General features: G+C 41.0%; 22 protein-coding genes. 7 read left to right on the top strand and 15 right to left on the bottom strand.

Annotated features, from left to right (window positions below):
- Positions 1 to 13: 13 nt before the first annotated feature.
- From caiA to caiE, 5 genes are all read left to right on the top strand, one after another.
- Complete coding sequence (gene caiA, locus PSF31_RS03415) at positions 14 to 1156, top strand: crotonobetainyl-CoA dehydrogenase (protein WP_004905499.1); 1143 nt, start codon at positions 14 to 16, stop codon at positions 1154 to 1156.
- Positions 1157 to 1219: 63 nt separating this feature from the next.
- Positions 1220 to 2440, top strand: coding sequence for an L-carnitine CoA-transferase (caiB, locus tag PSF31_RS03410; protein ID WP_094961956.1), 1221 nt, complete (start codon positions 1220 to 1222; stop codon positions 2438 to 2440).
- Positions 2441 to 2511: 71 nt separating this feature from the next.
- The gene (caiC, locus tag PSF31_RS03405) at positions 2512 to 4071 is read left to right on the top strand and encodes a crotonobetaine/carnitine-CoA ligase (protein WP_096864508.1); all 1560 of its coding nucleotides are present in this window, start codon (positions 2512 to 2514) and stop codon (positions 4069 to 4071) included.
- A gap of 88 nt (positions 4072 to 4159) precedes the next feature.
- Positions 4160 to 4945 (top strand): crotonobetainyl-CoA hydratase, encoded by a 786-nt coding sequence (gene caiD / locus PSF31_RS03400; RefSeq protein WP_096864507.1) that lies wholly within the window; start codon positions 4160 to 4162, stop codon positions 4943 to 4945.
- Between the two features lie 22 nt (positions 4946 to 4967).
- A complete protein-coding gene (gene caiE, locus PSF31_RS03395; protein WP_096864506.1) occupies positions 4968 to 5561 on the top strand; it encodes a carnitine operon protein CaiE in 594 nt (197 codons plus the stop codon).
- A gap of 79 nt (positions 5562 to 5640) precedes the next feature.
- Here caiE and caiF read toward each other — a convergent pair whose 3' ends face one another.
- The 4 genes from caiF to xseB all read right to left on the bottom strand — a co-directional run bounded on the left by caiF (position 5641) and on the right by xseB (position 9915).
- The gene (caiF, locus tag PSF31_RS03390; protein WP_004905481.1) at positions 5641 to 6033 is read right to left on the bottom strand and encodes a carnitine metabolism transcriptional regulator CaiF; all 393 of its coding nucleotides are present in this window, start codon (positions 6031 to 6033) and stop codon (positions 5641 to 5643) included.
- A 593-nt stretch (positions 6034 to 6626) separates the two neighbouring features.
- On the bottom strand, positions 6627 to 8492 hold the full coding sequence (dxs, locus tag PSF31_RS03385) for a 1-deoxy-D-xylulose-5-phosphate synthase (protein ID WP_096864558.1): 1866 nt from the start codon (positions 8490 to 8492) through the stop codon (positions 6627 to 6629).
- Between the two features lie 250 nt (positions 8493 to 8742).
- Positions 8743 to 9660 (bottom strand): (2E,6E)-farnesyl diphosphate synthase, encoded by a 918-nt coding sequence (ispA, locus tag PSF31_RS03380; protein WP_272683176.1) that lies wholly within the window; start codon positions 9658 to 9660, stop codon positions 8743 to 8745.
- Between the two features lie 3 nt (positions 9661 to 9663).
- Complete coding sequence (gene xseB, locus PSF31_RS03375; RefSeq protein ID WP_004914571.1) at positions 9664 to 9915, bottom strand: exodeoxyribonuclease VII small subunit; 252 nt, start codon at positions 9913 to 9915, stop codon at positions 9664 to 9666.
- 220 nt (positions 9916 to 10135) lie between these two features.
- Here xseB and thiI point away from each other — a divergent pair, with 220 nt between their 5' ends.
- A complete protein-coding gene (thiI, locus tag PSF31_RS03370; protein WP_004905472.1) occupies positions 10136 to 11587 on the top strand; it encodes a tRNA uracil 4-sulfurtransferase ThiI in 1452 nt (483 codons plus the stop codon).
- A 70-nt stretch (positions 11588 to 11657) separates the two neighbouring features.
- On the opposite strand, the gene PSF31_RS03365 is transcribed toward thiI, so the two are convergent.
- From PSF31_RS03365 to panE, 4 genes are all read right to left on the bottom strand, one after another.
- A complete protein-coding gene (locus PSF31_RS03365; RefSeq protein WP_004905468.1) occupies positions 11658 to 11801 on the bottom strand; it encodes a Hok/Gef family protein in 144 nt (47 codons plus the stop codon).
- Between the two features lie 384 nt (positions 11802 to 12185).
- Positions 12186 to 12329: a Hok/Gef family protein gene (locus PSF31_RS03360; protein ID WP_004905468.1), complete on the bottom strand. Its 144-nt coding sequence runs from the start codon at positions 12327 to 12329 to the stop codon at positions 12186 to 12188.
- Between the two features lie 256 nt (positions 12330 to 12585).
- A complete protein-coding gene (gene yajL / locus PSF31_RS03355; protein WP_096864783.1) occupies positions 12586 to 13179 on the bottom strand; it encodes a protein deglycase YajL in 594 nt (197 codons plus the stop codon).
- Positions 13139 to 14053 carry a 2-dehydropantoate 2-reductase gene (gene panE / locus PSF31_RS03350; protein ID WP_096864784.1) on the bottom strand — a complete coding sequence of 305 codons (915 nt, stop codon included), beginning with the start codon at positions 14051 to 14053 and terminating at the stop codon, positions 13139 to 13141. The genes yajL and panE overlap by 41 nt, the downstream gene beginning before the upstream one ends.
- A gap of 187 nt (positions 14054 to 14240) precedes the next feature.
- Here panE and PSF31_RS03345 point away from each other — a divergent pair, with 187 nt between their 5' ends.
- The gene (locus PSF31_RS03345; RefSeq protein ID WP_004905465.1) at positions 14241 to 14732 is read left to right on the top strand and encodes a YajQ family cyclic di-GMP-binding protein; all 492 of its coding nucleotides are present in this window, start codon (positions 14241 to 14243) and stop codon (positions 14730 to 14732) included.
- A gap of 205 nt (positions 14733 to 14937) precedes the next feature.
- On the opposite strand, the gene PSF31_RS03340 is transcribed toward PSF31_RS03345, so the two are convergent.
- The 7 genes from PSF31_RS03340 to PSF31_RS03310 form a co-directional block, all read right to left on the bottom strand.
- Positions 14938 to 16299 carry an MFS transporter gene (locus PSF31_RS03340; protein ID WP_272683175.1) on the bottom strand — a complete coding sequence of 454 codons (1362 nt, stop codon included), beginning with the start codon at positions 16297 to 16299 and terminating at the stop codon, positions 14938 to 14940.
- Positions 16300 to 16611: 312 nt separating this feature from the next.
- Positions 16612 to 17499, bottom strand: coding sequence for a heme o synthase (gene cyoE, locus PSF31_RS03335; RefSeq protein WP_004905461.1), 888 nt, complete (start codon positions 17497 to 17499; stop codon positions 16612 to 16614).
- Between the two features lie 12 nt (positions 17500 to 17511).
- Complete coding sequence (locus tag PSF31_RS03330) at positions 17512 to 17844, bottom strand: cytochrome o ubiquinol oxidase subunit IV (RefSeq protein WP_004905459.1); 333 nt, start codon at positions 17842 to 17844, stop codon at positions 17512 to 17514.
- Positions 17845 to 18459: a cytochrome o ubiquinol oxidase subunit III gene (locus PSF31_RS03325; protein WP_004905456.1), complete on the bottom strand. Its 615-nt coding sequence runs from the start codon at positions 18457 to 18459 to the stop codon at positions 17845 to 17847.
- Positions 18449 to 20440: a cytochrome o ubiquinol oxidase subunit I gene (gene cyoB, locus PSF31_RS03320; protein WP_036958554.1), complete on the bottom strand. Its 1992-nt coding sequence runs from the start codon at positions 20438 to 20440 to the stop codon at positions 18449 to 18451. The genes PSF31_RS03325 and cyoB overlap by 11 nt, the downstream gene beginning before the upstream one ends.
- Positions 20441 to 20444: 4 nt before the next feature.
- On the bottom strand, positions 20445 to 21416 hold the full coding sequence (cyoA, locus tag PSF31_RS03315) for a cytochrome o ubiquinol oxidase subunit II (RefSeq protein ID WP_004905454.1): 972 nt from the start codon (positions 21414 to 21416) through the stop codon (positions 20445 to 20447).
- Between the two features lie 428 nt (positions 21417 to 21844).
- Complete coding sequence (locus PSF31_RS03310; protein ID WP_096864786.1) at positions 21845 to 22615, bottom strand: nucleoside-specific channel-forming Tsx family protein; 771 nt, start codon at positions 22613 to 22615, stop codon at positions 21845 to 21847.
- Between the last annotated feature and the right edge of the window lie 51 nt (positions 22616 to 22666).

Below are 22666 nucleotides of genomic sequence, written 5' to 3'. Positions count from 1 at the left end.
AGAGGTTATTGATATGGATTTTAGATTGAATGATGAGCAGGAGCTGTTTGTCGCAGGGATCCGTGAACTGATGGCCAGTGAAAACTGGGAAAGCTATTTCGCTGAATGTGACCGCGACAGTAAGTATCCTGAACGCTTTGTAAAAGCCTTAGCGGATATGGAAATCGATAACCTGCTGATCCCAGAAGAACATGGTGGCTTAGATGCAGGGTTTATCACCGTTGCCGCGGTATGGATGGAGCTGGGTCGCCTTGGTGCACCAACTTATGTGCTGTACCAACTACCGGGCGGTTTTAATACAGTGCTAAGAGAAGGAACCCAAGAGCAGATTGATAAAATCATGGCGTTCCGCGGTACGGGTAAACAAATGTGGAACTCGGCGATCACTGAACCAGGGGCGGGCTCTGACGTAGGTAGCCTACAAACCACTTACCAACGCCGTAATGGCAAAGTGTATTTGAACGGTAGCAAATGTTTTATCACCAGTAGTGCTTACACCCCATACATTGTGGTGATGAGCCGTGATGCGGATTCACCAGATAAACCTGTTTTCACCGAATGGTTCTTAGATATGAGCAAACCAGGAATCAAGGTGAACAAACTTGAAAAATTGGGTTTACGTATGGATAGCTGTTGTGAAATCACTTTTGATAATGTCGAACTCGATGAAAAGGACATGTTTGGTCGAGAAGGTAATGGTTTTAACCGTGTAAAAGAAGAGTTCGATCATGAACGTTTCTTAGTGGCTTTAACTAACTATGGTACTGCGATGTGCGCGTTCGAAGATGCGGCTCGTTATGCTAACCAGCGTGTTCAATTTGGTGAAGCCATTGGCCGTTTTCAGTTAATTCAAGAAAAATTTGCACATATGGCGATCAAGCTCAATTCAATGCGCAACATGTTATATGAAACTGCATGGAAGAGTGACAACGGATTGATCACCTCTGGAGATGCAGCAATGTGTAAATACTTCTGTGCAAATGCGGCATTTGAAGTCGTGGACTCTGCGATGCAAGTACTCGGTGGTGTAGGAATTGCAGGTGAGCACCGGATCGCCCGTTTCTGGCGTGATCTGCGTGTGGATCGCGTATCAGGCGGTTCAGATGAAATGCAAATACTGACATTAGGCCGTAGCGTACTAAAACAATACCGCTAATAACTGAACGTAATGGGATGGCTTTCATGAGAAGGCCAACCCTGCTTCACAGGAGATAACAACATGGCAGAGCATCTACCTATGCCAGAATTTGGCCCTCTAGCTGGGGTTAGAGTGGTATTTTCAGGAATTGAAATTGCTGGCCCATTTGCAGGGCAAATGTTTGCAGAATGGGGCGCTGAAGTGATCTGGATAGAAAATGTCGCTTGGGCAGACACTATTCGCGTTCAACCCAATTACCCACAGCTGTCACGACGTAATTTACGTGCGTTATCATTGAATATTTTCAAGGATGAAGGGCGTGACGCATTTTTAAAACTGATGGAAACCACGGATATATTCATTGAAGCGAGTAAAGGCCCCGCATTTGCTCGCCGTGGTATCACGGATGAAGTACTTTGGGAACATAACCCTAAACTAGTTATTGCACATTTATCCGGTTTTGGGCAGTACGGTGACCCACAATATACCAACCTCGCAGCTTATAACACCATCGCTCAAGCTTTCAGCGGCTATCTGATCCAAAACGGTGATAAAGACCAGCCAATGCCTGCTTTCCCGTATACCGCAGATTATTTTTCTGGCATGACCGCCACAACAGCGGCTCTCGCGGCATTGTATAAAGCGCGTGAAACCGGAAAAGGTGAAAGTATTGACGTTGCTATGTATGAAGTGATGTTGCGCATGGGGCAATACTTCATGATGGACTACTTTAATGGCGGAGAAATCTGCCCACGCATGACAAAAGGGAAAGACCCCTATTACGCAGGTTGTGGTCTTTATAGCTGTAAAGATGGTTATATCGTGATGGAAATTGTCGGCATCACGCAAATTCAGGAAATTTTTAAAGATATTGGGTTGGCGCATCTGTTAGGCACACCAGAAATACCGGAAGGCACACAGCTAATTCACCGTGTGGAATGCCCTTATGGGCCTTTAGTGGAAGAAAAACTCGATGAATGGCTTGGCTCTCGTTCGATTGATGAGGTGTTAGCAAGACTCGCGGAATTGAATATTGCGAGTGCCAAAGTCCTGACGATTCCTGAGCTAGAAACCAATCCTCAATACATTGCGCGCGAATCTATTACCAGTTGGCAAACAATGGAAGGAAAAACCTGCCGCGGTCCTAATGTCATGCCTAAATTCAAAAATAATCCCGGACAAATTTGGCGAGGCATGCCATCACACGGTATGGACACGACAGATATCTTAAAAAATATTGGATACAGCGAAACTGATATTCGGGGGTTAGTCGATAAAGGGCTAGCCAAAATAGTTGATTAATTGAATGGGTGCTCAGGGCAATGATGACTATTGAACTGAGTATTCATCAGGGAAATGATGGGTAACAATTAATGGATGTAATCGGTAAACAAAATTTGCGTCAAATGTGGGATGACTTAGCGGTCACCCACGGTAACAGTCAGGCGCTTATCTTTGAATCCTGCGATGGAAAGGTTAGCAAGTTCAGCTATTTAGAAATGAACCAGCAAATTAATCGCACCGCCAATCTCTTTTTAGCTTATGGCATTCAAAAAGGCGATAAAGTGGCTTTACATTTAGATAATTGCCCTGAATTTTTCTTTTGCTGGTTTGGCTTGGCTAAAATTGGGGCGATTATGGTCCCAATTAATGCACGTTATAAATACAGTGAAAGTGCTTGGATCATGCAGAATTGCCAACCCAAAATGGTGGTAACTTGCTCCTCTTTCTTAGATATTTATCAACAAGTATTCGCTGATGAAGCGACCAGCTTAGAACATATTTTTTTGATTACAGAAACGCAAATTGAACCCGTAGAGCATATTTCTGACTTTTGGCTTGAGCAGTCACAACAACATACGCAGTTGACCCAGGTGGTTGAATTGCATGTCGAGGATACGGCCGAAATTTTATTTACTTCTGGTACCACCTCGAAACCTAAAGGGGTGATTATTACTCACTATAACCTCCGCTTTGCAGGTTATTACTCTTCTTGGCAAAACAGCTTACGCTCCGATGATATCTATTTAACGGTCATGCCTGCTTTTCATATTGATTGCCAATGTACGGCTTCTATGGCTGCATTTTCTGTCGGTGCAACGTTTGTTTTATTAGAGAAATACAGCGCACGCCGTTTTTGGCAACAAGTGGTGAAATACAAAGCGACTGTCGTCGAACTTATCCCAATGATGATCCGCACATTATTAAGCCAGCCGCTGGCGGATAACGAAAAAGATCATTGTTTACGAGAAGCCATGTTTTACCTCAATTTAAGTGAAGAAGAACGCGACCAGTTTATGGCCCGTTTTGGGGTGAAGCGGTTTTTAACTTCGTATGGAATGACGGAGACGATTGTTGGTTTGATTGGTGATAGGCCTGGTGACATGCGTCGTTGGCCATCCATTGGTCGCCCTGGTTTTTGTTATCAAGCGCAAATTCGGGATAGAAATAACCAACCCGTAAAAACGGGAGTTATTGGTGAGCTTTGTGTAAAAGGTGAACGTGGTAAAACCCTTTTTAAAGAGTATTACAATAACCCTGAAGCGACAGCAAAAACCTTTGACGAAGCGGGATGGATGCATACGGGTGACTTTGCTTACCAAGACAAAGATGGCTTTTTCTATTTTGTCGATAGAAGTAGCAATATGATCAAGCGCGGTGGAGAAAATGTCTCTTGTAGTGAAATCGAAAATATTATCGCCTCACACCCTGCCATTGTGGATGTGGCGGTGATCGGTGTTGCGGATGATATTCGAGATGAAGCGATTAAAGCCTTTATTGTGCTTGAAGAGGGTGAAACCTTAACTCAGGAAGAATTTTTTGCTTTTTGTGAAAAACAAATGGCGAAATTTAAGGTGCCAACGTGTGTTGAGGTACGTAAAGATTTACCGCGTAACTGTTCTGGAAAAGTATTGAAAAAATATCTGCAATAATCGAAAGATTTGATTAATTTTGCATACATTTTCGGGCTGCACACGTGCAACCTGAAGCGTCACTGCACGACGAAGAAAGGATCATATTATGAGCGAATCATTAAAAATCACTCGAAATGGCGCTATTTTAGAAATCATACTCGATAGACCTAAAGCAAATGCAATAGATGCAAAAACTAGTTTCAAAATGGGAGAAGTTTTCCTTAATTTTCGCGATGACCCTTCGCTGCGTGTCGCTATTATTACTGGGGCAGGAGAGCGATTTTTCTCTGCGGGTTGGGATTTAAAATCTGCGGCGGAAGGTGAAGCACCTGATGCTGATTTTGGTCCAGGAGGCTTTGCCGGTTTGACTGAAATTTTTAATCTAAACAAACCTGTTATTGCTGCGGTGAATGGATATGCGTTTGGCGGTGGTTTTGAACTGGCTTTAGCGGCAGATATGATTATTTGTTCTGAAAATGCCAGTTTCGCATTACCTGAAGCCCAACTTGGGATTGTTCCGGATAGCGGTGGTGTTTTACGTTTACCTAAAATTTTACCTGCGCCAATCGTGAATGAAATGGTGATGACTGGTAGGCGAATGGATGCACAAGAAGCTTTACGTTGGGGAATTGCTAACGATGTGGTTCCTGTTGAGAGCCTGATGGATAAAGCCCGTGAACTTGCAGAACAAATCACCCAAAGTGCGCCACTTGCTGTCGCTGCACTGAAAGAAATTTTCCGCGCTACAGGTGAACTTACTGTTGAAGAGGGGTATAAACTTATGCGTAGTGGCGTGCTGAAAAACTACCCTGCGGTTTTACACTCAGAAGATGCAACAGAAGGCCCGCTGGCGTTTTCCGAAAAACGTTCACCAAGTTGGAAAGGGCGCTAGTAAGCTAACAGTGAGGTGAATTTTGAGTTTTTACGCTTTTGAAGGGGTGATCCCGGTTGTTCATCCCACCGCATATGTACATCCATCAGCGGTAGTGATTGGTGATGTGATTATCGGTGAAGGAGTGTTTGTTGGGCCTAACGCCTCTTTGAGAGGGGACTATGGTCGTTTGATCATAGAAAAAGGTGCGAATATTCAGGACTGTTGCATTATGCATGGCTATAGTGATGTTGAAACGATTGTCCATGAGTGCGGACACATAGGTCACGGTGCTATTTTGCATGGATGTATTATTGGTCGTGATGCTTTAGTCGGTATGAATAGTGTAATCATGGACGGTGCTGTCATTGGCGAACAAAGCATTGTTGCTGCGATGAGCTTTGTTAAAGCTGGGTTTCTAGGAGAAAACCGGCAGATGTTAGTCGGAAGCCCTGCCCGATTTTTACGCTTAGTAACTGATGAAGAATTGCATTGGAAGCAGTTAAATACTAAGGAATATCAAGACTTAGCGTGCCGGTATCAGCAACACTTACAGGAAACCCAGCCGCTAACAGAGCTTGAAGTTAATCGACCCCAATTATTTGGTACAACGGATGTAAAACCTAAGGGACAATGATTCACAAAAAGGCCGTAAAATAAAAAACGCAGGCGGGTGAAGTCTGCGTTTTTTATTGGTGTGAAGCTAAGAAATAGGTTTAACGACGTTGTGCCTTTGATAGCATCCATTGCCATTTTTGCTCTCGATTTAATTCACTTGGTGGCATAGAGGCCGCTTTTATAGGGGAATCGATAGTGACTTTTTCAGCTTGATGACTTCTTAAACGTGCATAAAGCTGGTTATCAATTTTCTTAACTTTAATAAGCCGCTGGCATTGGCAGCCTCGTCCCGATAATTTATTTGGGATCATTTTTACTTCACACTGAATTTCAGCAACATCAGATAAAATATAAGAAACAATATTGACTGCATTAGGATGCGGGATATCAAAGTTGTTAGATATCTCTCTAGCTGTAGTCCAGCGCCCTTGTTTCATTACCCAGTTTGCAATAGATAAATACAAGGGTTCATTAATATATTGTCCACACATAAGCGCTCCCAAATCTATTTATTAAAATCGACTAAATAAAAATAAACTATATGAAAATTGTAGTTGGAATAGCGTTTATTTGTTTCCTGGTTTGTTAATTAAGAAAACAAAATAATTACTTATTAATTTCTGGTTAAAATTGTTAAAATAATATATTCGTTATAAAAATAAATTATCATTTCTTACATATAAAAAATAATATTTCATAATAATATGTGACGAATATAATTCAGAGACTAAATTACGCTGTCATACAGTGACAAAGTTCATATTAATAGATTTTAAAATAATTTGCATGCCTTTATTGTGAAAATTTACATTCAAGATAAAAGCTTTGTTTGTATTCTTATTTCAGGTAAATAGCTGAATATCTTTGTAGATAAACTGATTATATTTGGTTTTATATTTTATTTTAATGATCTTGAAATATAATAAAAATGTGACATAGGTGATTTTTTTAAATGAACATTAGTGAGTCAGTAATAATAGGGAGCTAAACACTTTTTTAGCGTATTAAGAAAAGGAATAAGAGTGATTGGCTTTGTGATTGAATAGGGCATTGTATTGTTAATGCAATGCCCTGAAGATAAAAACTATTTGGCTAAATAGTTATTAATAGAATTAACAATACCTGTGGAATCTAAGCCCAATTCAGCAATAAGTTCCTCTTGGGTACCCTGAGAAATAAAATAGTCAGGTAAACCAAGGTTTAAGATTGGAATGATTTTTTTCTCATGCATTAGGAACTCATTCACACTGCTACCAGCACCACCCATGATGGCATTTTCTTCGAGAGTGACAAGTACATCATGGGTATTGGCCATTTCAAGGACCAGAGCTTCGTCTAAAGGCTTCACAAAACGCATATCTACAACAGTTGCATTGAGTTGTTCAGCAGCAACTAATGCGTGGCTTAATAATGTGCCAAAACATAAGATAGCGACTTTTTCGCCTTGGCGACGAACAATACCTTTACCAATAGGCAGTGGCGATAACGGCTGTAATTCAGCGCCTGTTCCTGTACCTCGAGGGTAACGAACCGCACATGGGCCATCTTGGTAATGGTAGCCAGTATGCAGCATTTGGCGGCACTCATTTTCATCACTTGGAGCCATAATAACCATGGTTGGTATACAGCGCAGGAATGAAATATCAAAAGAACCTTGGTGAGTTTGTCCATCAGCCCCAACAATGCCTGCCCGGTCAATTGCAAACATGACAGGTACCTTTTGGATAGCCACATCATGAATGACTTGATCATAACCGCGTTGCAAGAAAGTGGAATAGATAGCAACAATAGGCTTATAGCCACCAATGGCGAGGCCTGCCGCAAAGGTGACAGCATGTTGCTCCGCGATCGCGACATCGAAGTATTGCTCTGGGAATTCTTTAGAAAACCGAACCATACCAGACCCTTCACGCATCGCAGGGGTGATAGCCATCAGCTTGCTATCGTCTTTGGCCTCTTCACACAGCCAATCCCCAAAGATTTTAGAGAATGTTGGCCCCGTCTCTTTGCTTTTAGGTAAAGTGAAGGTACTTGGGTCAAATTTAGGAACAGCATGCCAGCTAATAGGGTCTTTTTCTGCTGGCTCATAACCCCGGCCTTTCTTGGTCATGATATGTAAAAATTGCGGGCCTTTTAAATCACGCATATTTTTTAACGTTTGAACTAAGGCAACAACATCATGGCCGTCAACAGGGCCAATATAGTTAAAACCTAATTCTTCAAACATGGTCCCCGGTACGACCATGCCTTTAATGTGTTCTTCTGTCTTTTTCAGTAGCTCTTTAATAGGCGGCATGTTAGAAAAAACTTTTTTTCCACCTTCACGCAATGTTGTGTAGAGCTTTCCAGAAAGCAAGTGAGCTAAGTGGTTGTTTAGTGCGCCAACATTTTCTGAAATAGACATTTCGTTATCATTTAAGATAACCAACATGTCAGGTGCAGCATCCCCAGCATGGTTCATCGCCTCAAATGCCATTCCTGCGGTAATGGCGCCATCACCAATCACACAAACCGTTTTACGGTTTTGTTTTTCTTTTTCTGCGGCAATGGCCATGCCTAAACCGGCACTAATGGATGTTGAGGAATGGCCAACGCTTAAAATGTCATATTCACTTTCTTCACGCCATGGAAAGGGATGTAAACCATTTTTTTGACGAATGGTATCAATACGGTCACGGCGCCCCGTTAATATTTTATGTGGGTAGGCTTGGTGGCCGACATCCCACACAAGGTTATCAAACGGCGTTTTATAGACATAATGTAGTGCGACGGTGAGCTCAACAGCGCCAAGACCAGAAGCAAAGTGACCGCTAGAGCGACCCACGCTACTCAGTAAAAATTGTCTGAGTTCATCACAAAGCTTGGGCAAACTCTCTTTAGGCAACAGACGAAGCTCATCTGGTGTCTCTGCCAAGGCTAGCGTTGGATATTTAGCGATATCAATACTCATTAGTTGCTCACTTATAATTAATAAAAAACCCAACTTACTTAGCCATAACAAAATGACTATTTTCAGTATTTAGCTGCATAAAGCCTCTATGTGCTGTTGGGTTGCCTTCGTTTATCGTCTGCCTATAACTCGAGTGATTAAGAAGTCATCCATCTATTTTGTTGTGTTATAGGAATGATTCGAAGATACATTAGGGTAATAAATTGCCGTAATTATCGATCTTCTTGTAGCCAAAAGGCAAAGCATATTGTCAGCTTTTACGTTCAATAATGAAATTAGCTAAAGCGCTTAACATTTCTATATTATATCCATGGGACTGGAGTGTCTCTAAAGCATCTATTGCATCATGATATAGCTCACGTGCTTTTTTCTGCGCCGCTTCAAGCCCTAATAGCGATGGATAGGTACTTTTTTCATGTTCGGCATCAGTTCCTTGGCGTTTACCCGTGACTTCACTATCACCGATAACATCTAGGATATCGTCCTGTACTTGAAAGGCAAGACCGATGGATTGTGCATATTTATCTAAAACAGGTAACAATTGTTGACCTTTTTCACCTGCTGCAAAAGCACCAAGACGGATTGCAGCACGAATCAATGCCCCTGTTTTATGTTGATGAATGCGCTCGAGAGATTCAAGGTCAATTTGCTTCCCTTCTGCATCTAAATCAAGTGCTTGTCCGCCACACATACCTGCTAAGCCACTTGCGTATGATAACTCTGCAATCATCGCTATGCGGTCTTTGTCTGTTACATCTGGCATTGGTGCAGATGACAGCAATTGGAAAGCCAATGTTTGCAATGCATCTCCAGCAAGCACCGCATTGCCTTCACCGTATTTAATATGGCAAGTCGGTTGGCCACGACGTAAATCATCATCATCCATTGCAGGTAAATCATCATGGATTAATGAATAAGCATGAATACATTCGACTGCAGCAGCAGGGGCATCAAGGTTTTCTTGGCTAACACCAAACATCGAGCCGATGGCATAAGTTAAAAATGGACGTAAGCGTTTTCCACCTAATAATGTGCCATAGCGCATAGCTTGCGCTAGAGGGAGGTTTGCAAACGGCAGCGCATTTAAGGCATCTAATAGGTATTGATTGACTCTGTCGTAAGCTTGCTTTTGTTGCTGCGTAAAGCTATCTAAATGTTGTTCAGACATAATTTATTCTGTATCAGGTGAAAAATCGGCTAGAGGTTTATTTTCGTCATCGCTTAGCAAAATTTGTACACGTTGCTCTGCTTGCTGTAATACTTTTTGACCTTGTTTAGCAATTTGAACACCACGTTCAAACTCATTAAGGGCATCTTCTAAGGGAAGTTCACCGGATTCTAGGCGAGCGACGATCTGTTCTAGCTCTTGAAGTGAGTTTTCAAAACTAACAGTCGGAACTTGCTGAGTTTTTTCTTTAGCCATAGTCTTTAGCCACTAATGTGAAATCAGTTAATTCGAGGGATTTTAAATATTCAGCAGACTAACGCAGTCTTGCTACGGTTACAATTTATTATTGGGGTTTTTAGATTCAACCCGCAAGATAGTGTTATAATACGCCTCTTTATTGACAATTGGTAACGTGTCATGTGTCTCTGTTAAGGCACATTCGTTTGCCCCCAACCACCATGAACATGCAGCTATTATGAAGTTTATCATTAAGTTATTCCCAGAAATTACCATTAAAAGCCAAACTGTTAGGCTACGTTTTATTAAAATTTTGACCAGTAATATCCGTAACGTGCTTAAACCACTTGGCGAAGAGATTTCGGTTGTCCGTAATTGGGATAACATTGAAGTGCGTGTGAAGGGGGAAACAAAACACGATGAAATTTGTGACATGCTAGGGCGTATCCCAGGTATTCACCATATTCTCGAAGTGGAAGAAAAACCGTTTACCAGTCTGCATCATATTTACGAAATGACACACGAAGCCTATGGCGAGTCATTAGAAAATAAAACATTTTGTGTGCGGGTGAAACGTCGTGGTAAACATGAGTTTTCATCCATCGATGCTGAACGCTATATCGGTGGTGGGTTAAACCAGCACATTGCATCTGCAAAAGTTAAGCTTAAAGACCCTGACACCACGATTCACTTAGAAATCGAAGATGATAAACTTATCTTAGTTAAAGCACGTATTGAAGGCATTGGTGGTTTCCCTATAGGGACCCAAGAAGATGTGTTGTCACTCATTTCCGGTGGTTTTGATTCAGGTGTATCGAGCTATATGCTGATGCGCCGTGGCTGTCGTGTTCACTACTGCTTCTTTAATTTAGGCGGAGCTGCGCATGAAATTGGTGTGAAGCAAATTGCACATTATCTGTGGAACCGTTTTGGTAGCTCCCATAAAGTCCGTTTTATTGCTGTAAATTTTGAGCCAGTTGTGGCTGAAATTTTAGAAAAAGTGGATGATGGCCAAATGGGCGTTGTGCTCAAACGTATGATGGTAAGAGCAGCATCGAAAGTTGCTGAGCGTTATGGTGTGCAGGCGATTGTCACAGGTGAAGCTCTGGGGCAGGTATCAAGCCAGACTTTAACAAACTTGCGTTTAATTGATAATGCTTCTGATACCCTCGTATTAAGGCCGCTAATTTCCCATGATAAAGAACATATTATTAAGTTAGCTCGCCAAATTGGTACTGAAGATTTCGCAAAAACCATGCCTGAATATTGTGGTGTAATCTCAAAAAGCCCAACAGTTAAAGCGGTGAAAGCGCGGATTGAAGCGGAAGAGGCCAATTTTGATTTTAGTATTTTAGAGTCTGTTGTTGAGCAAGCTCAAAATATAGATATTCGACAAATTGCACAAGAAAGTCTTGAAAAAGTTCCTGAAATTGAAATGGTGAGTGAGCTTTCAATTGAAAATGAAGTGATTTTAGATATTCGTTCAATTGATGAATTCGAAGACAAACCACTGAATGTAGATGGAATGGAAATTAAGCACATTCCATTCTATAAGTTGAGTACGCAATTTGGTGACTTACCAAAAGATAAAACCTATTTATTATATTGTGACCGTGGGGTAATGAGCCGCTTGCAAGCGCTATACCTAAAAGAACAAGGTTATGAAAATATAAAGGTTTATCGCCCATAACTTAAAACAGGGTGCTTGTATCACCAACTCACAATCAGAGAGAAATGTGGGGGAAATTTCCCCCACAAGACTAGTTATCGCAGGATAACGTAGCTTGAACCAGCGTGTTTCCGCTGCTGATACTGAAAGAGCACAGTCTTTCTTGCATCAATAATGAAAAACACAATACCGTCAGACACACGGTAACTAGCCCCAGAAGGGCAATTTTGGCCATTCCTCTTGACTCCTTTTCTAAAAGGAGACAGAATCCAATTGTTGAGAGTTGGAGACTGCCTCGGATTAAGATTAACATCTAAATTCGGGGCTTTCGTCTTTTTGGCTCTCACTAATGCTTGAACCAAATGATCCAAGCACCCGCGGCAATCATAGCAAAAAATCACTCTAAACAAATGTTTTTATCGTTCATTATTGAAAATAAAATATTTAAATTCAGTTGGTTATAATGGTTTCGATATCATTGATATTAATATGATTACTGATGCAATTGAAATAGAAATGACAAAGTGAGCTGAATAAAAATAAGTAGAGAATAAAAACGGGGTGCTTGTATCACCAACTCACAATCAGAGAGAAATGTGGGGGAATTTCCCCCACAAGACTAGTTATCGCAGGATAACGTAGCTTGAACCAGCGTGTTTCCGCTGCTGATACTGAAAGAGCACAGTCTTTCTTGCATCAATAACGAAAAACACAATACCGTCAGACACACGGTAACTAGCCCCAGAAGGGCAATTTTGGCCATTCCTCTTGACTCCTTTTCTAAAAGGAGACAGAATCAAATTGTTGAGTGTTTGAGACTGCCTCGGATTAAGATTAACATCTAATTCGGGGCTTTCGTCTTTTTGGCTCTCACAAATGCTTGAACCAAAATGATCCAAGCACCCGCGGCAATCATAGCAAAAAAGTACTCTAAACACAGATTTTTTTTGCTATTTAATTTTTATTATTCAATAAGTTAAGTTGTATTTCTAATTCGTTTTTTATAATGAGTTTTATATTTAATCTTCTAAATAATCGTTAATACCATTAGGTAAAACGAGTTGAGTGGCAACTTGGGCTGCAGTCTTTCGGCCTACCAATAATTCAATTAACTTTAATGCAAAGTCAAAAGAAGTGGCGGGTCCTTGGCTAGTTAATAGATTGACACGTTCATCAAAGTAAACTCGGCGATCGACCCATTTATGAGCTGGAATTTTATCTTTCATTGATGGAAAACAGGTCATATTACCTAGTGGAAACAATTGGTGATATTCAAGTACAAGCGCTGGTGCTGCACAAATAGCTGCTACAATTTTACCATCAAGATGCATACGGCGAACTTTTTCAACAACCAGTGGGCTATCGCGGAGCGTTTCTGCGCCCGCTATACCACCGGGCAGCACAATGGCATCAAAAGGCTCATCAGCGACTTTAATCAATGGGGTATCGGCAATAATTTTTAGGCCTCGTGAAGCGGTAATGGTTAAAGAACCGTCTTCCGTCACACTCGCTAAGGTCACATTAATGCCTGCTCTAACTAATAAATCAGCAGTAATGGTAAATTCAATTTCTTCACTCCCATGAGCGATGCAAATTAGAGCGGAAGTCGTCATATTGTTGTTCTCTATTTTTGACTAAATGATAAAGGCGATCGTTTTCAGGTGTACTGATCCCATGAGTTCGTGCTTGTTTGATTAAAAAGCCAGTGATGTAATCAATCTCTGTACGGCGATTATTTCGCATATCTTGTAACATAGAGGAATAGTTATCAGTGGTATTATTGATAATGCCGTAAATATACTCAGTCAGTTCTGCTTTATCCGTATGCAGCCCTTCTGCCGCCATAACATGACATATTTCATCAATGATCCGAGATATCTGTGTGGAATGTTGGATTAATTCACCATTTTTACAGTCATGTTCGACGGTAAGGGGGTTAATGACACAGTTTACAATCAATTTACGCCAGCAAGTGGTTAAAATATTATTATGCCAAGCCACATCAGGTAAGGCTTCATGCAAGATATCTGCTATTGGGTAGTAAGCTTGTGCTTGGGAATTGATAGCGCCGATATGTGTGATGCCATTTGCGACATGAAATACTTGGTTATTTTCTTGCCAAGCTGCATGGGTTGTGACGCCCGCTAAGATAGGATGACGTAAAGGCGCCAGCTCTTCAATCGTCCCCATGCCATTATGCAGTAATAGAATAGGCGTATTTTCTGGGATAGTATTAATCAAAGGCAATAAAGCGTCAGAAACTTGCCATGCTTTTAAACAAACAATGATCAACTCACTGGTTTGCAAGTGGTTAATATTATTACAAGGAATCAGCTCTCGGAAACTACGCCCATCAGGTTCATTAACATCGACGAATAAATCAGACTGTGCAACACGTAGCCAACCTTGTATGTCATGCCCTTGTATTGCAAGTGAAGCAAGCCACAGTTTACCTATCGCACCACAACCAATTAGAGTTATTTTCATTGTTTCCCCTTTGAAAATGGGACTTTAACGTCTTATAAGGTAAGGCGGAAGTGATCTCTTATCATTATAACCTTTTACGATACGAAGTTGTAGTTAACGAAGTATCACAGACCCTGATAACTTGAAGTGATGTGAATAAAAACGTTATCATGCGCACAGTCTAAAAATTATCAGTGAGGTTCTAGCTATGCCATCATTTGACATTGTATCTGAAGTGGAAATGAATGAAGTACGTAATGCGGTGGAAAATGCGCAGCGTGAGTTAACCAGCCGTTGGGATTTTAAAAATGTCGAAGCTAGTTTTGAGCTAAATGACAAAAATGAATCAGTTAAAATCACTAGCGAGTCTGATTTCCAAGTACTCCAGTTAGTTGATATCTTAAGAGAAAAAATGGCAAAACGCGGTATTGATGGTGCTGTATTGAATGTGCCAGAAGATATTGTTCATAGTGGAAAAACCTATAGCGTTGAAGTTACGTTCAAGCAAGGTATTGATGCTGCAACTGCTAAAAAAATCGTTAAATTAATTAAAGACAGTAAACTGAAAGTTCAAGCACAAGTTCAAGGTGACCAAGTACGTGTGACGGGCAAAGCCCGTGATGATTTACAATCGGTTATGGCATTAGTACGTGGCGGGAACTTAGGCCAACCTTTTCAATTTAATAACTTCCGCGATTAGTTATTTTTCAAGTGTTCGTTTAAAGCCCTCGATAGCGGGCTCAGACTGCTGACAAACATATTATGTTTGGCGGCAAGTCTAATAGGTTTTGAAAATAAACTAGGAAAATCAATTTATTGATTTTCGGCTGATAACACAAAGCGGGAAAAACCACGCTTTTATCCTGTTTTGTCAACAACCTCAGCCCGCGATAGCGGGCTAATTTTTACTGATTTATTAATGCTTCAAGTTGTTCTCGATTGATGATTTTTCTATCAACTTTAACATAAGCACTAAATTCCTCGTCAACGACAAGCGCTTCCATCACCCCTTCTTGAGCTTGTAATTTTTTCTCAAGGGCTCTTGTATCTCCAATATGGTTGGGTAATTCAATACGAATACTGCTGACATAAGGAGGCTGCTGCATTGTCAGGCTAATGATAAACCAGATAATGGTCAAAATTAAACCACCAATAAAAACGGTACTAGCTCCTTCAAAACTGTATAACCATCCACCAACAATACCCCCGATGGCAACGCCTAAAAACTGGCTAGTGGAGTAAACGCCCATGGCAGTTCCTTTATAGCCCGCAGGTGCCTCTTTGCTTATGAGTGACGGTAAAATGGCTTCCATGATATTGAAAGCGATAAAAAACAGTTGAATACCTAAGAAAATCACCCATAAGTGACTACCAGAAAACCATAAGGTAATTTCGGACAATGCTAAAACGGCAATACAGAATAAGAAGACTTGTTTCATTTTGCGGTATTTTTCCGCATAAATAATGAACGGAAGTACGGTGACAAAAGCAATTAACATCGTGACTAAATAGGCTTTCCAATGGTCTTTCGCTAAAAAGCCAGAGTCAGTCATGATAAGAGGCAGAGCAACAAAACTGGACATCAGTAGGGTGTGTAAGCTGAGGAACCCTATATTTAATTTGAGTAATTGAGGGTGCATTAAAACCGCTTTTAAATTACCTTGTACAAATGCAGACTCACGATTTAAGACATGAGTATTAGTATTAGGAACAACAAAAACAGTCACTGCAATAGCACCAACTGCAAGTAGCGCTATCCCCCAAAATAAGCCACTTAAACCAACCCAATTAGCGATAATTGGGCCAAGTACGAGGGCGATAGCAAAAGTTAAACCGAAACTAATACCTAAAAATGCCATGGCTTTAGTGCGATTTTGCTCTCGAGTTAGGTCAGAAAGTAATGCCATGACGGCAGCAGAAATTGCTCCGGCGCCTTGTAAAGCCCGACCAATAATAATTCCCCAAATAGAATCGCTTAATGCTGCAACGATACTTCCGATAATAAAAATAACTAACCCAATAATAATTAAAGGTTTCCTACCAATCTTATCTGACATTAAACCAAAAGGGATTTGAAAAACGGCTTGGCTAAGGCCATAGATACCAATAGCGACACCCACTAAGAACTCGCTAGCACCTTGTAAATGCATCCCATAGCTGGTCAAAATAGGTAATACCATAAACATTCCAAGCATTCGCAAGGAGAAAACGGAGCCTAATCCCCAAGTGGATCTAAGCTCTGCGGATGTCATTTTGTTATCATTCATTTTTATTCTTCATATTTCGTGCTGTAGCGGTGTTGACTTCTCTCAGCTAGTTGGGTCACACATTAATAAATACAACAAGTTGAATAAATACGTATATGTTGTGGCAATATGTTTTTAATCTCAACCTATTAGCATTTTTAATAGTGCATTTGATATCTAGCTTATCAATAGCAAGCGGCTATTTAACCATAAAATAGATTCATAAGGATAGGCAGAATAAGTAAAAGTGAGTTGTAAAAGCAGTTAGAGACAAATAAAAACGGCGGGGAAGGCCCGCCGTTTAGACATCGTTATCATCAGTAAACAGATAAGTTATCTGACGAGAGCTATAACAGTATCGCTTGAAACTATAGGGTCAACTGACATCATTACGCTCAATGAAGTAATCGCTACGATTGAGAAAATGAACAGTTTTCTTGCCCAGACCCGGTCGTCATTTTCGGTTTTGAAGCCCGAAATTGCCATACCTAGCCACCATAAGCTGACTGCTGCACCTACGATAAGGTACTTATAGCCCGCGTATCCACTGATAGCTAACATTAATGTTGCGACCATAAACGCTAGGATATACAGGAAGATGTGCGTTTTCGCGACGGATATTCCTTTAATAACCGGTAACACAGGAATGTTTGCGGCTTTGTAATCCTTAAAGCGGAAGATAGCAATGGCATAAGAATGAGGCATTTGCCACAAACTGAATATCAATAATAGGATAAGTGCACCCATATCGAATTCATTTGTAACAGCGCAGTAACCGATAACTGGTGGTGCCGCGCCTGAAAGACTGCCAATCAGTGTGCCATAAACGGATTTACGTTTCATATATAGGCTATAAATACCTACATAAACAATGAAACCGATAACTGCAAGCAGCATTGCCAGAGCATTGGCTGCTACAAGTAGCAGCACCATACCAGCAATACCTAATGCAGCAGCGTAAATCAGGCTAACTTTCGGATCAATCAACCCTTTAACTAAAGGGCGATTCTTCGTTCTTTCCATGATACGGTCGATATCACGGTCGATGTAGTTGTTAAAAACACAACCAGAAGCCACGACCAGTGATACACCCAGCAAAGTCGCAACGAACAGTGGGTAATCAATTGATCCTTTTGAAGCCAATAAAAAACCACCGATCACAGAAATCAAGTTTCCGAATATAATTCCTGGTTTGGTCACTTGCAGGTATTGCTTAAACATATCGGCAACTCTTTAGTCGAGCATCATATTGATGTTCAGGTTGTACATAATCCACAGTGAGCCAATGACCACAATGCCAACAATAAGCATGGTGAACAGGAAGGCAACTAAATTCCAACGCTCATCTGATGATGTATTCATATGTAAGAAACAAACCAAATGAACCAGAATTTGCACAACCGCCATGCCTACAACAGTCCAAAGGATTGCTGAAGTTGACGCTGTACCTTCCATCACCATCCAGAAAGGGATCACTGTCAGGATAACTGATAGGATAAAGCCAATCAGGTATGTTTTAACGCTACCGTGGCTTGCTCCAGTGTGAGCATCTTTTGCATGACTCATTTAAATAGCCCCCAGAAGATAAACAACGGTAAATACACAAATCCACACAACGTCTAAGAAGTGCCAGAACAAACTTAGGCAGTTTAAACGTGTTTTGTTGACATCAGTCAGGCCACGGCGAGTGACTTGGATCATCATGATAATAATCCAGATCAGGCCCGCAGTTACGTGTAGACCGTGAGTCGCAACGAGTGCGAAGAAGCCAGATAAGAAACCGCTACGGTCAGGACCAAAGCCTTCTGCAATCAATTCATGGAACTCATAGATTTCCATAATGACGAAGCCAAGACCTAACAGGAACGTTGCAAACAGCCATAAGTTAACAGCAGCTATCTTACCTTTGTGCATCGCTATCATTGCGAAGCCGTAAGTGATACTACTCACTAACAGTAAGAAGGTTTCGCCTAATACGAACTTCAGACTGAAGATATCTTTACCAGCAGGACCGCCAGCAGTTCCATCGGCCAAAACAACATAGGTAGCAAACAAACAAGCAAACAGGATCAAGTCGCTCATAATATAGAGCCAGAAACCGAATACTTTTGTTCCACCTGCATCGTGGTGCCCATGCTCAGCATGGGCGATATTTTGGTTAGTCATTGTATTAGTTGACATCGTTCACACCTGCCTTACGCAATTCTTCAAAGTGCTTATTCTCGATTTCTTCGATTTCAGCCACAGGTACGTAGTAATCAACATCTTCGTCGAAGCTTTTTGCAATCCAAGTTACGATCATTCCACCGAAACCAATGATTGCGAGCCACCAGATGTGCCAGATCATTGCGAAACCTAAAACTAAGCTAAATGCAGCGATAATAACGCCTGCGCCTGTGTTTTTAGGCATATGAATTTCTTCATATGAAGTTGGTTTCTTATGAGCAAGGCCTTTCTCTTTCAGATCCCACCATGCATCGCGGGTTTGAACGTGTGGTTCAATCGCAAAGTTATAGAAAGGTGGTGGAGAAGATGTCGCCCACTCAAGTGTACGTCCACCCCATGGGTCACCGGTTAAATCACGGTTTTCATGACGATCACGGATACTCACAATGATTTGGATAACTTGGCATGCAATACCGATTGCGATTAACGCAGCACCGCCTGCAGCAACAACTAACATTGTGTGGTAAGTCGGGTCAATATTCTGACTTAAACGGCGGGTCATACCCATAAAGCCAAGAATATACAGTGGCATAAAGGCTAAGAAGAAACCGATGATCCAGAACCAGAAGGCACGAACACCCCATTTCTCATTTAGCGTGAAGCCATATGCTTTCGGGAACCAGTAAGTCATACCCGCGAAGCATCCGAATACAACACCACCAATGATAACGTTATGGAAGTGAGCAATCAGGAATAGACTGTTATGCAGAACGAAGTTTGCACCTGGAACAGCAAGCAGAACACCAGTCATACCACCAACAGAGAAGGTGATGATGAAACCGATAGTCCACAGCATAGGTGATTTAAACTCGATACGGCCTTGGTACATGGTAAACAACCAGTTGAAGATCTTAACCCCTGTAGGGATTGCGATAATCATTGTGGCGATACCGAAGAAGGCGTTAACGTTAGCTCCTGAACCCATCGTAAAGAAGTGGTGCAACCAAACGATGAAGGACATAACGGTAATAACGATTGTCGCCCAAACTAATGAGGTATAACCGAATAAACGTTTTTTCGAGAAGGTTGCTGCAACTTCAGAGAATACACCGAACACTGGCAGAACAAGGATATACACCTCAGGGTGACCCCATGCCCAAATCAGGTTGATGTACATCATCATGTTGCCGCCCATATCATTAGTGAAGAAATGGGTGCCTAAATAACGGTCTAACGTCAGAAGCGTTAATGTAACAGTTAAGATAGGGAAAGCAGCAACAATCAATACGTTAGTACATAACGCAGCCCAGCTGAATACAGGCATTTTCATCATCGACATACCCGGCGTACGCATACGGATAATAGTCGCGATAAAGTTAACCCCTGTTAATAGTGTACCAATACCGGATATCTGGAGACTCCAGAGCCAGTAATCGACCCCGACCCCAGGGTTGTACTCCAAGCCGGATAATGGCGGATAAGCCAACCAACCAGTTTGTGCGAATTCACCTACCCCTAGAGAGATGTTGATTAACACAACACCAACAACAAAGAACCAGAAGCTCAATGAGTTAAGGAATGGGAACGCAACATCACGTGCACCAATTTGCAGAGGCACAACTAAGTTCATCAGACCGACAACGAATGGAGTTGCCATGAAGAAAATCATGATAACGCCGTGTGCGGTGAAGATTTGGTCATAGTGATGAGGATTCAAGAAACCCTCTTGGCCAGCAGAAGCAAGAACTTGCTGCCCACGCATCATGATAGCATCCGCGAAGCCACGGAATAACATAACCATTGCGACAATGATGTACATGACACCAATTTTCTTATGGTCAACAGAGGTTAACCATTCTTTCCACAACCACTTCCATTTACCAAAGTAAGAAATCACACCTACTAAGCCAAGTCCACCTAGGACAATAGCAATCAGGGTGACAACGATAATCGGCTCATGGAGCGGAATTGCATCTAGTGTTAATTTTCCGAACATGCCCTTATTCCTCAGCGCCAGCAGCATGAGCACTATGGCTCATTTGCATTGAATTGCCTGTAGCATCGTTATGGTCAGTCATTGAATGACTTTGATTTTCTACAGGAGCGTGACCTTTATGGTGCTCATGACCAAACTTCAGAACGATATCTTCATAAAGTTTAGGCTTCACGCTAGAGAAGTAGGTAACAGGAACGTTCATGCTTGGCTTAGCGACTTCGTCGAATGCCTGCATGGTATCCATTGTTTTAGGAGAAGCTTTTACCTTTTGTACCCACTCATCAAAACCTTGACGGTCTGGAGTTGCAATAGCATTGAACTTCATATCAGAGAAGCCATGGCCACTGTAACTTGCTGAGAAGCCTTTGTAGGTACCTGGTTCATTAGCGATTAAATGAAGTTTAGTTTGCATACCTGCCATCGCGTAGATTTGGCCACCTAAAGATGGAATGAAGAATGAGTTCATCACCGAATCTGACGTGATTTTGAAGTTAACTGGCACACCTGTAGGGAATGCGATTTCATTAACTGTTGCAATGCCTTGCTCTGGATAAATAAATATCCATTTCCAGTCAGCAGAAATAACTTCAATAGTGACAGGTTCCTGATCACTCACTAATGGCTGATACGGGTCCAGCTCATGTGTCGTCTTCCAAGTGATAGCACCTAGAATAATGATAATGATGATAGGAACGGTCCAGCAGACTAACTCAATTTTATTTGAGTGAGCCCAATTAGGACGGTAGGTTGCTGACGTGTTGGATTCACGGTATTTTCTTGCGAAGATAATCGTCATGAAAATAACAGGAATAACAACAAGTAGCATTAAGCCAATTGCAATAAGAATTAGCTCTTTTTGTTTAACGCCAACGGCGCCTTTTGGATCCATCAACACCATATCGCAACCACCTAGTAGTAAGGCAGCTACAACGAGTGAGATTGCTCCGATGCTTTTTTTGTAGTTCATAAGTCTCATCCACGACCCCAAATGACAAAGATTCTAATTGTCGTTTCATCAGTGCGGGCATTTTACGGTAAGGTTATGCGAGTGTAAATGATTGTAAGGCAAAGAAACTGAATTGTTAGCTCTTTATGTTAATATGATCACATGTAAAGAACTTATAAACAAAAAGTTAAAATTGATACGGATTATAAGTATGTATTGATAAAACTCTATTAATACTAAATTATCTTGGTAATTTTTCAAAGAAAAATATATACAAAAGAAATGAAAAAATAGTGAAACTGATATAAATGATTAGCAATTTGCTAAGGGAAATTACAGTTTTTATTGCCGATAAAGCTATTTTGGTTGCTTTATCGGCTAAATCATAAAGAAAAATTCTTATTTTACTGATAAAAATAAGAAAATAGTTAACTTCTGATGCAATGTTCTATAGTGCGCTAAAAGGTATACTTTAATGTATAAATGATTGCATCTTGATAGAAAGTATCTCCTAATTTATTATCAGCATAGCGGTATTGTACCCCTGCAGAAACATGGTTTGTTGCATTCCACCAAAAAGCGAGGGCGCCATTTATGCCATTACGCTTATCCCCGTTATAGCGTTTATTCCTCGCGAATTCCATTTCATGCCAGTTTGTTATCATGAAATTTTCTTCGAATACGCTGAAATTATAGCCAGCCACCCAACCTGCTACATATCCATTATTACCTGAATAGAATGTCTGGTCGGTGTAATTAAGAGCAATAAAAGGTTTAAACCATAAATCACCGAATGCAGTGTTATAACCAATACCATATAAAGTATTCACATCGTGGAAATTACCACCATACTTGGCTCCAGGTAATGACCAAGTGCCATAAACGTGCCCGTATAGGTTGAAACCAGTATCACCTAAATAAAAGCGGCCTGTTGTTTTAATGGTATAGCGTTTATTTCGTCCTGAATCGGTGTGTTGGCTATGGAATGGGTTTTCGAGATCAAAAAAGCCATATAACTCACCCCAATTAAAATCGGCACCGCCTTCAAGCTCAATATAGGCAAAATCTTTCTTACGTGTCGTGTTTTCTGTTTTGGTTTCAGTACGATGTGACCAATCTAAATAGTTTACATTGACATCAGCAAAGCCATTTTTATAGCCAATAATATTGTCAGAATATGCCGTACCTGCTAGAGAAATTAAGGCGGTCATGTAAATGATTTTTTTCATATATAGATTATTTTCACTTATTGATTAATGGAATTTAGTAGTGCGTTAGTT

It is taken from the genome of Providencia sp. PROV156, assembly GCF_028480905.1.
Taxonomy (GTDB): domain Bacteria; phylum Pseudomonadota; class Gammaproteobacteria; order Enterobacterales; family Enterobacteriaceae; genus Providencia; species Providencia hangzhouensis.
The sequence above is the reverse complement of the archived record's forward strand: the minus strand, read 5'-3'. Positions and strand labels throughout refer to the sequence as shown.

Coding starts and splice junctions, on each gene's coding strand:
- caiF (WP_004905481.1), bottom strand. CDS start 6,033: ATGTGTGGACAATATATTAATGAACCCTTGTATTTATCTATTGCAAAC.
- PSF31_RS03325 (WP_004905456.1), bottom strand. CDS start 18,459: ATGTCAACTAATACAATGACTAACCAAAATATCGCCCATGCTGAGCAT.
- xseB (WP_004914571.1), bottom strand. CDS start 9,915: ATGGCTAAAGAAAAAACTCAGCAAGTTCCGACTGTTAGTTTTGAAAAC.
- PSF31_RS03340 (WP_272683175.1), bottom strand. CDS start 16,299: ATGAATGATAACAAAATGACATCCGCAGAGCTTAGATCCACTTGGGGA.
- PSF31_RS03365 (WP_004905468.1), bottom strand. CDS start 11,801: ATGGCCAAAATTGCCCTTCTGGGGCTAGTTACCGTGTGTCTGACGGTA.
- yajL (WP_096864783.1), bottom strand. CDS start 13,179: ATGACGACTTCCGCTCTAATTTGCATCGCTCATGGGAGTGAAGAAATT.
- PSF31_RS03310 (WP_096864786.1), bottom strand. CDS start 22,615: ATGAAAAAAATCATTTACATGACCGCCTTAATTTCTCTAGCAGGTACG.
- cyoA (WP_004905454.1), bottom strand. CDS start 21,416: ATGAGACTTATGAACTACAAAAAAAGCATCGGAGCAATCTCACTCGTT.
- cyoE (WP_004905461.1), bottom strand. CDS start 17,499: ATGTTTAAGCAATACCTGCAAGTGACCAAACCAGGAATTATATTCGGA.
- ispA (WP_272683176.1), bottom strand. CDS start 9,660: ATGTCTGAACAACATTTAGATAGCTTTACGCAGCAACAAAAGCAAGCT.
- dxs (WP_096864558.1), bottom strand. CDS start 8,492: ATGAGTATTGATATCGCTAAATATCCAACGCTAGCCTTGGCAGAGACA.
- panE (WP_096864784.1), bottom strand. CDS start 14,053: ATGAAAATAACTCTAATTGGTTGTGGTGCGATAGGTAAACTGTGGCTT.
- PSF31_RS03360 (WP_004905468.1), bottom strand. CDS start 12,329: ATGGCCAAAATTGCCCTTCTGGGGCTAGTTACCGTGTGTCTGACGGTA.
- thiI (WP_004905472.1), top strand. CDS start 10,136: ATGAAGTTTATCATTAAGTTATTCCCAGAAATTACCATTAAAAGCCAA.
- PSF31_RS03345 (WP_004905465.1), top strand. CDS start 14,241: ATGCCATCATTTGACATTGTATCTGAAGTGGAAATGAATGAAGTACGT.
- cyoB (WP_036958554.1), bottom strand. CDS start 20,440: ATGTTCGGAAAATTAACACTAGATGCAATTCCGCTCCATGAGCCGATT.
- caiA (WP_004905499.1), top strand. CDS start 14: ATGGATTTTAGATTGAATGATGAGCAGGAGCTGTTTGTCGCAGGGATC.
- caiB (WP_094961956.1), top strand. CDS start 1,220: ATGGCAGAGCATCTACCTATGCCAGAATTTGGCCCTCTAGCTGGGGTT.
- caiC (WP_096864508.1), top strand. CDS start 2,512: ATGGATGTAATCGGTAAACAAAATTTGCGTCAAATGTGGGATGACTTA.
- caiD (WP_096864507.1), top strand. CDS start 4,160: ATGAGCGAATCATTAAAAATCACTCGAAATGGCGCTATTTTAGAAATC.
- PSF31_RS03330 (WP_004905459.1), bottom strand. CDS start 17,844: ATGAGTCATGCAAAAGATGCTCACACTGGAGCAAGCCACGGTAGCGTT.